Origin of the sequence: Planktothricoides sp. SR001 (genome assembly GCF_001276715.1) — a bacterium.
Taxonomy (GTDB): Bacteria; Cyanobacteriota; Cyanobacteriia; order Cyanobacteriales; family Laspinemataceae; genus Planktothricoides; species Planktothricoides raciborskii.
In genome coordinates this window covers 35,146-47,426 of sequence record NZ_LIUQ01000050.1, presented here as the reverse complement: position 1 = coordinate 47,426, position 12,281 = coordinate 35,146, and the positions used below count along the sequence as shown (strand labels likewise).

The window sequence follows — 12,281 nt, the reverse complement described above, 5'->3', positions numbered from 1 at the left end:
TTGCCGCGATTGCGCTGGATATCTCCCAAGACTCCCCAAGAGGATGCCATCCCCGCGCGATCGCCCAATTCGGTTTCAATTGCCAAACATTGCTGATACAGACGCTCCGCCTCATCCCAGTTGCCGCGAAATCGCTGGATATCTCCCAACACTCCCCAAACGGCTGCCATCCCGGAGCGATCGCCCAATTCGGTTCTCAAAGCCAAAGATTGCTGATACAGACGCTCCGCCTCATCCCAGTTGCCGCGATTTCGCTGGATATCTCCCAACACTCCCCAAACGGCTGCCATACCGGAGCGATCGCCCAATTCGGTTCTCAATGCCAAAGATTGCTGATACAGACGCTCCGCCTCATCCCAGTTGCCGCGATTTCGCTGGATATCTCCCAACTGTCCCCAAGAGGTTGCCATCCCGGAGCGATCGCCCAATTCGGTTCTCAATGCCAAAGATTGCTGATACAGACGCTCCGCCTCATCCCAGTTGCCCCGTTTTCGCTGGATATCTCCCAACACTCCCCAAGATTCTGCCATACCGGAGCGATCGCCCAATTCGGTTCTCAATGCCAAAGATTGCTGAAACAGACGCTCCCTCCGCCTCATCCCAGTTGCCGCGATTTCGCTGAACAGAACCTAAATATTCCCAACATAAAGCGATGTTAGCCTTATCCCCGATTGCCTCATACAATGCGAGAGACTGTTGCAAAGATTCCCAGGCTTGGGAATATTCAGAATGTTGATACTGTTGAAATCCCTGCTGCAATAGAGCATCTGCTGTCAGTTTTATTTCTAGCCGTGGCAACTCATAGTTAGCAGTTTCTATTTTTTGGGCAAAATTCCACAACCAACCGGCATTCTCGTCTAATGCACGCATCACCTGCACCAACCCCGCATCAACGAGTTCGGGGTTGGCTTGTAGGATGTCCATTTCCTCGCCACTGGGACAGCCGAGGATTGCTTGAATCAGTTGGATATAGGCGTTGAGTCGTTGTTCGTCCATATTGCCTACCGGGGGGTTGGGGGATGATGACTTATTTTAACCCGAAATCCTGTAGGGGCCAAGCATTCGCGCCGACATTTTCAGGAAAAATCGACCATCTTTGCCGCGAATGCTTTGCCCTAATTTGTGCCCCGAACCCCAGAAACCCGATTTTTTATGTAGGGGCCAAGCATTCGCGCCGACATTTTCAGGAAAAATCGACCATCTTTGCCGCGAATGCTTTGCCCTAATTTGTGCCCCGAACCCCAGAAACCCGATTTTTTATGTAGGGGCCAAGCATATAGCCTACCCTACGGGAAGCCGCTTCGCGTCTACGGCATGGCGAAAGCTTACCGCGCCGACATCTTCAGGAAAAATCGACCATCTTTGCCGCGAATGCAACGCCGCCCTGATGGGGGTTGGGGGTTTCAGAAACCGGGTTTCTGGGTTGGTGGCGGGGGCTTGAGAAACCGGGTTTCTTAATTAAGGTTATGCTTGGATACAGAGGTTAACCCAGAAACCCGGTTTCTGGCTTGGATACAAAGGTTAACCCAGAAATAGGCGGCTGTGGTTTACTCAGTAAAAAAGCGCTGTATGGGATTACTTAAGCGGATGTCAAGCATAATTATGTTAAGAAATATGTTGTTATGTTGTTAAGAAATATGTGGTTAAGAAATATGTGAGTCAACATAAGTTTCATCAAGGGGACTTAAGAATCTGTTGCACAATTAAATGAAATTGGTATAAATCAAAGATCGTGTCATTATGGATCGATGGAAGAATTCACCTTCTTTGCCGTCACAGGAAAGCTCAAGATCCCCTTATGACTTTGTATCTTTACAATACCCTGACTCGTCGCCAAGAACCTTTTGAACCCCTGGAACCGCCAAAGGTGCGGATGTATTGCTGTGGTGTCACCGTTTACGATTATTGTCACCTCGGTCATGCGCGATCTTACATTGCTTGGGACACGGTTCGCCGCTATCTGATTTGGCGCGGCTATGAGGTGCGATATGTGCAGAATTTTACCGATATTGACGATAAAATTCTGAATCGGGCTAGACAAGAGGGTTCCACAATGGAGGAAGTGGCCGATCGCTACACTCAAGCCTATTTTGAAGATATGGCCCGGTTGAATATCCTCGAAGCGGACGAATATCCCCGCGCTACTCATACCCTGGACGGGATTAAGCGCTTGATTCACGAGTTAGAACATCGCGGCTATGCTTATGCTGCCGGGGGCGATGTCTATTATAAAGTCCGCAAGTTTCAGGACTATGGTCAGTTGTCGGGTCGCAAGTTAGAAGAGATGAAGGCAGGGGCCAGCGGTCGGGTGGAGGATGACCCGGAGGCCCAAAAGAAAGAAGACCCGTTTGATTTTGCGTTGTGGAAAGAGGCAAAACCGGGCGAACCTGCTTGGGAGTCGCCGTGGGGTTCCGGTCGTCCCGGTTGGCATATCGAATGTTCGGCAATGGTGCGCGATCGCCTGGGAGAAACTATTGATATTCATGCGGGTGGGGCGGATTTGGTATTTCCCCACCATGAAAATGAGATCGCCCAATCCCAAGCGGTGACGGGTAAGCCCTTGGCGAAATATTGGATGCACAATGGGTTTGTGACTATTAATGGGGAAAAAATGTCCAAGTCTTTGGGCAATTTTACCACGATTCGCCAGTTATTAGATGAGGGAAATGTGCCGCCGATGGTGGTGCGATTGTTTGTCCTGCAAGCCCAATATCGCAAGCCGATTGATTTTACCGATGAGGCGATCGCTTCTGCTACCCAAGGGTGGAATACCCTGAAAGAAGCACTATTATTTGCCAATCAATATGGGGAAAAATTAGGCTGGGATAAAATAGAAGTCTCAGCGGCACCTTTAGCCGAATTTGTGGAACGGTTCCAAGCCGCAATGGATGATGATTTTAATACTTCCAGTGCCTTAGCAGTCTTATTTGAAATTGCCAAAGAAATTCGGCGCGATCGCAACCTTTTAGTCCATGAAGGTAAAACCGACACTGCCCCAGAATTGCTCAAACAACGGTGGCAAACCTTAGTTACTTTAGCCAATGTTCTCGGATTAGAAGCGGATGCGGATGCGGAAACCACCGAAGAACAATCTAATGGTCTGAGTGATGCAGAAATTGAAGCCTTAATCGAACAACGAAAAGCAGCCCGAAAAGCGAAAAACTTTGCGGAAGGCGATCGGATTCGTGACGAATTGCAATCCCAAGGAATTACCCTAATTGATAAACCCGGTGGCGTCACTCAATGGCATCGTAATTAATTTTGTTGGTTGTTGGTTTTTGGTTGTTCTTTGTTGTTTGTTGTTGGTTGTTGTTTGTGAAAATTCAACAATCAACCATAAACCATAGAATCCCTACCCACCAACCATCAACAATCAACCATCAACCATCAACCACAAAATAATTGACAATTGACAATGGACAATTAAATAAAATTATCAATTATCAATTATCAATTACTGCCAACCAACAACAAACAACCACCAACAAAAATATATGTCCACCCAACGTATTACAATTTCGGTTACTAACTTACTCCTGGTATTAGCTACAGCATTTCTATTAGTTTTACTCTGGCAACTGCGGAGTTTACTCATTACTGTGATGATTTCTGTTGTCCTTGCCGCATCAATTTCTCCTGCTATTGAATGGGCAGAAAAACGCCACATTCCCCGGTGGTTAGCCGCTATTTTAACCTATTTGCTTTTGATTGGCGGTTTGACTGGAGTTATGCTATTAATTGGCCCAACAGTTTTTGACCAAATTGAACTGATTATTAGTCAGTTACCTCTTTATTTAGAAACCTTACAAGATATTGCCGAACAGTTAGTTAGCCGACTGAGTGATAATAGTTCCGAGTTGGTCAGTGAATATTTTAATACTCAAGCCATCACCGGCTGGGTATTTCGTTCTAGTCAACAAGTGATTATCCGTTCTTATAGCATTACACGAGGAATTATTGGGGCAATTTTTACCCTAATATTATGTTTGTTTATTTCCGGCTATATGTTAGCGGATAGCCAGACATTAATTAAAAGTTTGGTGCAGTTATTTCCTGCCCCGTGGAATGATCGCCTAGAAGCCCAAGTTCATACGGTGACTACCCGGATGGGGGGTTATATTCGGGGACGTTTTTTGGTTTCCGCTATTTTAGGAATTGCCACTGCTGCCGGGTTATCTTTTTTAGGATTAGCAGATTTTGCCCTAGGTTTAGGGGCGATCGCTGGGGTGACGAATTTAATCCCCTTTATTGGCCCTATTCTTGGCTCTGTCCCCGCTTTAATTGTGGCGATCGTCAAAGGGAGTTGGGTCTTTCTCTGGGTTTTAATCCTGTTTGTGATTATTCAAAATATTGAAACCTATGTGTTAGACCCATTATTAGTAGGGAGTTCCGTTGGTATTCATCCTTTATATCAGTTATTAGCGGTATTAGGAGGAGTTCAACTATTGGGAATATTCGGGGCAATTTTAATTCCACCCTGGTTTGCCGGAACCGCTGCCTTAGTCGAAAATCTCTATCTCAAACCAAAGTTAGAAGCGGAGAAAAAATTGGCCAAAGAATTGGCACAAGAATAACCACTCGGATGGAATTACAGAAATCGGGTTGTCGGAAAAACGTGGGAAAACAACTAACAGGTTAATTACCCAGCCCGGTTTCTGTGCGATCGCCCGAAGACTATTGCTGAAAAATGCCGAACAACTATGATTAAATTATTTACTATGGCATCATTGTGCGAGAGAATGTGATAAAATATATGGCTATTTGCTCGCCCTCTGATATTTGATAGTTTTTGGCCATTAAAATAGGATATTTGTTGACGAAAAAAATTTATAATAAAAAATACTCATAGGAAAAAAATGTTAAATTTATAGCGGGATTTTTGACAATTTGTTGAATTAACTCATTCATGGTGAATCTCGTTGAATCAAAACGCTTGATAACTCAAGCTGAATATGCAAAGAAACTACGTCCGTTAATTCCCCCGGAAGCCTTTCTGTCTGACCAAAACTATATATGTATTTTACCGATCAATCTCAGCATACTGATTCTAGGTTGGGTAATGGCTGACTATCTCGATCGCTGGAATAGATATTTATTATGGTTGTATTTACCATTCGCATTAGTGATGGGCAATAGTGTGATTGTCTCACTTTTTAGCACTCACAATATTATGCACAGTGCGGTCCTTAAAAATCCCCGGTTAAAACAGGCGATCGGCTTATTAAGACTAACCATGTTAGGGATGCCCCAACATTATGGAAAGCCGTTCATCATCGAGAACATCGTAATAAAACTAACTCTTTACAAGACCCCGATCGCAACTACTTAGTGGAACAGCCAAACACCTAGGGCAAATGCTATCAAAACCTGTTTGTTTCTTCGGAGGAAGTTAACCCAGTATTATTGATCTTTTGCCTGGCTGACTCTTGGGGATTTCACGCTTTTCGGAATCTTAGTTCACTGTTATTGTTTAATAACGGAAAGACCAAATATCCGGTGGCTTCATTCACCGTGAGTGAATCAGACCGCAAAGCCATTGGGGTTGAACTGCTGATATTATTACCCGATGGTGCAAGAACTACTAAAAAGAACTGCTAAAAACTCACTATGGCGATCGCTTTAATTTATTAGATGCGGGGAAAGTTTGACAATTGATGTTACAAACTCCCCGGCATTACTTTGATGAAAATACTTTCACCGACAAGCGATCGCCGGGACAAGAAACCGGGTTTCTTCAGTTAACCTCTGCCTCCCCACCGGCCCCTACATAGAAACCCGGTTTCTAACCGCCCCAGGTTTCTGACCCCAGGGACAAGAAACCGGGTTTCTTCAGTTAACCTCTGCCTCCCCACCGGCCCCTACATAGAAACCCGGTTTCTAACCGCCCCAGGTTTCTGACCCCAGGGACAAGAAACCGGGTTTCTTCCGTCAACCTCTGCCTCCCCACCGGCCCCTACATAGAAACCCGGTTTCTCACCGCCCCAGGTTTCTGACCCCAGGGACAAGAAACCGGGTTTCTTCAGTTAACCTCTGCCTCCCCACCGGCCCCTACATAGAAACCCGGTTTCTAACCGCCCCAGGTTTCTCAAATTAAACCTTCTCCATGCCCAAAACTCTAATTAAAAACGCCCATTTATCTGCCACCTCTTCAATAATTTTCGTCGTCGGTTTATCAGCCCCATGTCCGGCTTTAGTTTCAATGCGAATTAATACCGGCGCCTCCCCAGCATGGGCAGCTTGCAACCCAGCAGCAAATTTAAAACTATGGGCAGGAACCACACGGTCGTCATGGTCAGCGGTGGTAATTAAAGTGGCGGGATAATGAGTCCCTGGTTTCAAATTATGTAACGGAGAATAAGCATAAAGGGCTTTAAATTCTTCGGGATTTTCTGGAGAACCGTAGTCAGAACACCAAGCCCAACCGATAGTAAACTTGTGGAAACGTAGCATATCCAAAACCCCGACCGCAGGCAAGACTGCCGCAAATAAATCCGGGCGCTGCGTCTGGCAAGCTGCTACTAATAAACCGCCATTACTACCGCCCCCGATCGCCAATTTTTCCCGGCAAGTATATTGGTTGGCAATCAACCATTCCGCTGCGGCCATGAAATCATCAAAAACATTTTGTTTGTTCAATTTTGTTCCCGCTTGATGCCATTCTTCCCCGTATTCACCGCCGCCGCGTAAGTTAGGAATGGCCAAAATTCCTCCATATTCCATCCAGACCAACTGAGACACAGAAAAACTGGGAGTTAGGGAAATATTAAAGCCCCCATAGCCATATAAATAAGTGGGGTTATTCCCATCGAGTTTAATCCCTTTTTTATGGGTGATGAACATGGGGACGCGGGTGCCGTCTTTGCTGTGGTAAAATACTTGGTGACTTTCATAGTCTCCGGGATTAAAGTCTACCTGGGGCTGCCGAAATACGCTGCTTTCTCCGGTCAGCATATTGTAACGATAAATGGTGGTGGGAGTGGTAAAACTGGTGAAGCTGTAAAAGGTTTCCGTATCGGTGCGATCGCCATCAAAACCCCCCGCCGAACCGAGTCCGGGTAAGACCATATCCCGCACCCAGGAACCATCGAAGTTAAAGACTTTAATCAGACTATGAGCATCTTTTAAATAAGATGCCACAAACTGATGATTTAGAACATTAACCCCTTGTAAAGTTTCCGCTCGTTCCGGGATAATTTCGGTTTGATTTTCATTACTAATATCAATAGCGATCGCCCGACCGCGAGGAGCATCTAAATCCGTTTCAAACCAGAAAACCGAACCATCATTATCAATAAAACTATATTGGGCTTTAAATTCGCTAATCAGTTCTACAACTTCGGCATATGGATCGGTTAAATCCTTGTAAAATAGCAAATTTTTCGGGTCAGTTCCTAGCCAAACCGAGATAATTAAATATTGGCCATCTTCACTCACAACCCCACTAAAGCCCCATTCTTTTTGATCCGGGCGGTGATAGACTAAAATATCTTGGGATTGGTCGGTGCCAATTTTGTGATAGAATAGCTTTTGATAATAGTTAACATCTTCATGCTTGGTTTGTTCGTTGGGTTCATCATAACGACTGTAGAAAAAACCTTGATGGTCGTGAGTCCAGGATGCCCCAGAAAATTTACTCCATTTAATAAGATCCGGTAAATCTTCCCCCGTTTCAATATTGCGGACGTGCCATTCTTTCCAATCAGAACCGGAATAAGACAGGGCATAAGCCATCAAATTGCCATCTTTACTAATGGCTAAACCGCTGAGAGATACGGTGCCATCTGCTGACAAAAGATTGGGGTCAATTAATACTCTAGGTTCATCGTCTAGGGAGTTGAGAACATATAAAACACTTTGGTTTTGGAGGCCATCATTTTTATAGTAAAAATAGCGATCGCCTCTTTTAAAAGGAATGCCGTATTTTTCATAGTCCCAAACTTGAGTTAAACGGGTCTTAATCTCTTCCCGTTGGGGAATTTGACCCAAGTAGCTAAACGTCACCTTATTTTGGTCTTCCACCCAGGCTTTCGTGTCTGCGGAGTCCGGGTCTTCTAACCAGCGATAAGGGTCAGCAACTTCGACCCCATGATAAATATCAATTTGATTGACTTGTTGAGTTTCTGGGTAGTTGAGAGATGTCATTTTGGGATTCTGAGATTAATGATTAGCTTCTATTGTAGCTTCTATTGTAGCTTTTATTGTAGCTTTTATTAGACAATTCTGGCAAAATTCCAGATCGATTCCCCCAAATCCCCTTACAGCGTTTTTCGTATCCATAGAATCAGTAAGGACGAAGCATGACCGGATTAAATGTCTGCTTTTAACCAGAAATACCTGCGGTCATGCTTCGTCCCTACGAAAATTTGTGGTTTAGTAGATAGGTAGGGTGGGCATTGCCCACCCTACTTTTATCATATATAGCGTTTTATCTCTAAATTATGGTTGCTGTTGGTTACGGTTAAAGATAAAAAAGCTTGTTGGGCAGCCGCTTGTTCGGCAGCTTTTTTCGATCGCCCTTTTCCCGTCCCTTGTCGCTTTCCTTGTATCCAAACTTCGGCGGTAAACCGTTCTTCTGGAAGTAAAATATGACAGTCAACTAGAGGAGTTTCTCGGACGCGATATTCCGGTAAAGATTTATAATGAGTTTGAGTCCAACCTTGCAGCGCGTGTTTATAATTCTGTCGGGCTGGATCTTGGCTAATTTTAACCGCAAATGGTTTAAAATGTGTATCCAACCAAGGACGAATAAATTCTAAAGTATGGGTAGACAAATATAAAGCACCCATGACCGCTTCCAAGGCATCAGCCAACCGGGACTGACGCCCAAGAATATCCCTTTTAGTGCTCGCAGACATGAGTAAATAATCTTCTAATCCATAACAATCCGCAATTTCTGCTAAGGTGCGATCGCTGACTAATTCTGACCGAATAGCGGCAAATTCTCCTACTGCCGAATCTGGATAAGTTTCTAACAGTAATTCCGCCGCAGCCAAACGCACCACCGCATCCCCAACAAACTCTAATTGTTGATAGTTGCGATCGACGGAACTGGTGGGGTGAGTTAAGGCTAAATCTAAAAGTTGCCATTGCAGAGGTAATTCACTAGAAAGCCCTAACTTTTCCACTAAATTTTCTAATTCCCGTTGTCGCGGTGGATATTTAACTTTCAGAGAAACTTTCATAGAAACTTTCATAGAAATCGATGATGTATCGCTATGCATAAACCTTGATAATCAATAATTAACAATTGATAATTAACAATTGATAATTAATATCTAATAATATCTACAATTTATCAACTACAAACTATCAATTATTAATTGTTAACTATCAATCATCAAATATCAATTGTTTCCTCTTCCCTGTTGCCTCTTGCCTCAAAAAAAAGGGGGGGAAAGAGTAAGTCATAAGCCGGGTTCTGTTCTCCAAAAGTGCCAAGCACTTTCGAGGGCGGTTATCTATCTGGGACGCTTGTCACCAAACGCCTCTTGCGGTTCCTCATATCGGAACTGGTAAAAGACCAACCATAGTTCCATCCACCTTGCTCCCAACCGGGGTTTACCTAGCCAGCGCCTCTCGACGCTGCTGGTGCGCTCTTACCGCACCGTTGCACCCTTACCAATTAGTAATCAGTTATCAGCCCAAGGCTAAAAGCTAATTGCTAATTGGCGGTATCTTTCTGTGGCACTATCCTCACGGTCGCCCGCACTGGGCGTTACCCAGCAAGTTTGGTCTTTCGGGAGCCCGGACTTTCCTCAGACAGGAAACCTGTCCGCAACCGCCTACCCTTACTCTTTCCCGGCTTCTATTGTACTCCTAGATGGGAATATCGGGGCAGGTTTTGAGGAGCGGAGGAGCGGAGGGGCCGCCAATCGAGCGGGGGAGCGGGGGAGCGGGGGAGCGGGGGAGCGGGGGAGCAGGGGAGCCGCCAATCGAGCGGGGGAAAGTCGTAGGGGCGAATGGCCATTCGCCCCTACAAAAGTCGTAGGGGCGAATGGCCATTCGCCCGTACAAGTGAAAAGTTAACAGTTAACAGTTAACAGTTAACAAAATATCACTATTCACTATTCACTATTCATTCTCTCCTCTGCACCTCTGCACCTCTGCTCCTCTGCTCCTCCGCTCCCCCACACCTCTTTCCCCTCTGCTCCCCCGCTCCTTATCTCATCTTTTCGCTTCTTGAGCATATTTAAGCAATTCTTGGGCTTCCTTAGAAACCGTGGTTCCGGCGGGAATACTTTGCAATTCATTAATAATTTGCTGTAAAATGCTCGCCACTTCCCCTTGGCTATAGGAACTATCGTCAGTATTTAAGCGCTGCCATTGAGCAATTAAATCTTTGGCTCGTTTCATCGCGTTTACTGACTGTTTTTCCGCATCAATTCTAATTTTAACTGCGGCTAAATTAGCCTGATATTCCGCTAATTTTTGTTGGGCTTCGGGATAAGTCGGTTCATCAACCCGCACTTGTTCTAATTGATCCATCGCTTTTTCCCATAATTGAGCAACTTGTTCCCATTTGGCGGCAGAATGAGGCGGATTTTGACTCATAATCGCCGCTTGCATTCCAAAGGCTTTGGCCGCTTCAATTAAATTACTGCTGCGTTCAAATGTTGCCGAGAACCCAGAAATTTTTTCAAAATCTCTTTGGGCTGCCGTCAGTTTTGGTTCTGCTATTTTCGCCGCTAAAGTATTGGGATAAATTTGCTCCATCAGGTCGATCGCACTTTGCCAAGCCGCGATCGCCTGTTGTTTTTCCTTAGCATTAGCTGTGGCATATTGTTGTTGAGCAGCAGTTAAAGCAACTTCTGCATTAACAAGCTGATTTTGGGCATTTTGTTCTTGAAATATCTGGGCTTCCATCCGACCAATCAACTTTCTAGCTGATTCAAATTCATCATAAGTAAACCGCCAAGTACAGTTAGAAAATCGACAATAAATTTGGGGTTCATAGCCTAAAAACCACACCGGCAATTTGTCTAAATTTGCTTGGGCTTGTTTAACTTTACTCGCTCCTAATTCTATATCTGCCGTACTGGTAGAATTATTAATCAATTGGTCGGCTTGTTCTACATAAGCGATCGCTTCTCGGTAATTGCGATCCATACTCATATAACTAGGCAACAATAAAATCGGGGCAACTTTAGCCACAGGTCGGCGAATCATCGGATAAGGTAAATTAACCAAAGCAACCAAACCAGTCACCCCTAAACCCGCTGCCATCATTAAAAAAATCAGCTTGGTAAAATTAAATAAATTCGCAAATCCCTGAGATGAATTTGATGAATTTGATGAACTGTGATTCGCCTTTGCCGCCTCCTGCAATACCCCTTGACTAAATTGGGGATAAGTAGTAATGACAATCTTTTTTAATTCTGCCAAACTAGCCGGGTTTCCTTCTTGTATTCGCAAATTTTGCAACTGTTCCAAAACCAATTGTTTCTCCAATATTTTCATCGGATCGTTCCCGGTCAACTTTTCAATTTCCCCTTGCAAAATTTGATAAGCGCGTGGATTTAGACGAGCCATAATCTCATTCCTTCTTCCTCGATGAGAGGTGAATTAATTGTTAGGTAGAAGGTGCTCACTTATCCTGGTTGATTTTATTGGTTTTATGAATAAATCAGTCAGGCAAAGTCATCTATATATTTAATATTGGATTTAAGGTTGAACATCCCCAGCGGAAATTTAATCCTGGAGACTATCCCGGAGACTGCGATCGGGCATGATTGCCCCGTGCAGATTAGCCAATTCCCAGTCGATTTCAGTTAATTCTGCATTCCGCAAATCCGACTGACAAAAACTACTGTATGCCACCTTAGTTTCGCGTAAAATTGCTCTTTGTAGATTAGCACTGAGTAGCGACGCATAACGCAAATCCGCTTCCACCAACCCCGACTCACATAAAATTGCCCAACTTAAGCAAGTTTCTCGCAAATCTGCCTCATGCAAATCCGCCTTGCTTAAGTCAGCCCTGGTTAAATCCGCTCGGTAAAAATCCGCCTCTCGAAACGAACCCCCGCTTAAATTCGCGTCCTGAAGATTAGCCCCAGCCAAATTTGCCCGATTCATCTGGGCGCCACTCAAATTAGCGCCGACCAAATTTGCCCCGCGCAGGTCTGCTTCAATTAAATAGCAATCACTTAAATTCGCACCCGTCAAAGAACATCGCGATAAATCAATATCTCCTAAATCCGCACCACTGAGATCCACTTGGTTAAAATTACGTTCCCCTTTTTGGTAGCGGTGTTTGAGTTCAGCAGCTTCCATCAATCTCTCCT

The 12,281-nt window shown here is 44.7% G+C and carries 9 protein-coding genes, 1 other RNA gene and 1 pseudogene; 5 read left to right on the top strand and 6 right to left on the bottom strand.

The window, feature by feature from the left end; all coding sequences use genetic code 11:
* Positions 1-996, bottom strand: a pseudogene (locus tag AM228_RS30140) (tetratricopeptide repeat protein); the annotation flags it as partial.
* Between the two features lie 23 nt (positions 997-1,019).
* On the opposite strand from AM228_RS30140, the gene AM228_RS33355 reads away from it, so the two are divergent.
* From AM228_RS33355 to AM228_RS22735, 5 genes are all read left to right on the top strand, one after another.
* Positions 1,020-1,226 (top strand): hypothetical protein, encoded by a 207-nt coding sequence (locus AM228_RS33355; protein WP_156331984.1) that lies wholly within the window; start codon positions 1,020-1,022, stop codon positions 1,224-1,226.
* 88 nt (positions 1,227-1,314) lie between these two features.
* Complete coding sequence (locus AM228_RS35630) at positions 1,315-1,458, top strand: hypothetical protein (RefSeq protein ID WP_156331983.1); 144 nt, start codon at positions 1,315-1,317, stop codon at positions 1,456-1,458.
* Positions 1,459-1,798: 340 nt separating this feature from the next.
* Entirely contained in the window at positions 1,799-3,259 is a 1,461-nt protein-coding gene (gene cysS, locus AM228_RS22745; RefSeq protein WP_054469229.1) for a cysteine--tRNA ligase, read from the top strand.
* Between the two features lie 235 nt (positions 3,260-3,494).
* Positions 3,495-4,574 carry an AI-2E family transporter gene (locus AM228_RS22740; RefSeq protein ID WP_054469228.1) on the top strand — a complete coding sequence of 360 codons (1,080 nt, stop codon included), beginning with the start codon at positions 3,495-3,497 and terminating at the stop codon, positions 4,572-4,574.
* 332 nt (positions 4,575-4,906) lie between these two features.
* On the top strand, positions 4,907-5,329 hold the full coding sequence (locus tag AM228_RS22735; RefSeq protein WP_054469227.1) for a hypothetical protein: 423 nt from the start codon (positions 4,907-4,909) through the stop codon (positions 5,327-5,329).
* A 761-nt stretch (positions 5,330-6,090) separates the two neighbouring features.
* Here AM228_RS22735 and AM228_RS22730 read toward each other — a convergent pair.
* The 5 genes from AM228_RS22730 to AM228_RS22710 form a co-directional block, all read right to left on the bottom strand.
* On the bottom strand, positions 6,091-8,142 hold the full coding sequence (locus AM228_RS22730; RefSeq protein ID WP_054469226.1) for a prolyl oligopeptidase family protein: 2,052 nt from the start codon (positions 8,140-8,142) through the stop codon (positions 6,091-6,093).
* Between the two features lie 269 nt (positions 8,143-8,411).
* Complete coding sequence (gene rnc / locus AM228_RS22725; RefSeq protein WP_231636914.1) at positions 8,412-9,194, bottom strand: ribonuclease III; 783 nt, start codon at positions 9,192-9,194, stop codon at positions 8,412-8,414.
* Positions 9,195-9,392: 198 nt separating this feature from the next.
* Positions 9,393-9,795: RNase P RNA component class A (gene rnpB / locus AM228_RS22760), an RNA gene on the bottom strand.
* Positions 9,796-10,164: 369 nt separating this feature from the next.
* Positions 10,165-11,529, bottom strand: a complete 1,365-nt coding sequence (locus tag AM228_RS22715; protein WP_054469224.1) for a hypothetical protein — start codon at positions 11,527-11,529, stop codon at positions 10,165-10,167.
* Between the two features lie 159 nt (positions 11,530-11,688).
* On the bottom strand, positions 11,689-12,270 hold the full coding sequence (locus AM228_RS22710; protein WP_054469223.1) for a pentapeptide repeat-containing protein: 582 nt from the start codon (positions 12,268-12,270) through the stop codon (positions 11,689-11,691).
* Positions 12,271-12,281 lie beyond the last annotated feature (11 nt).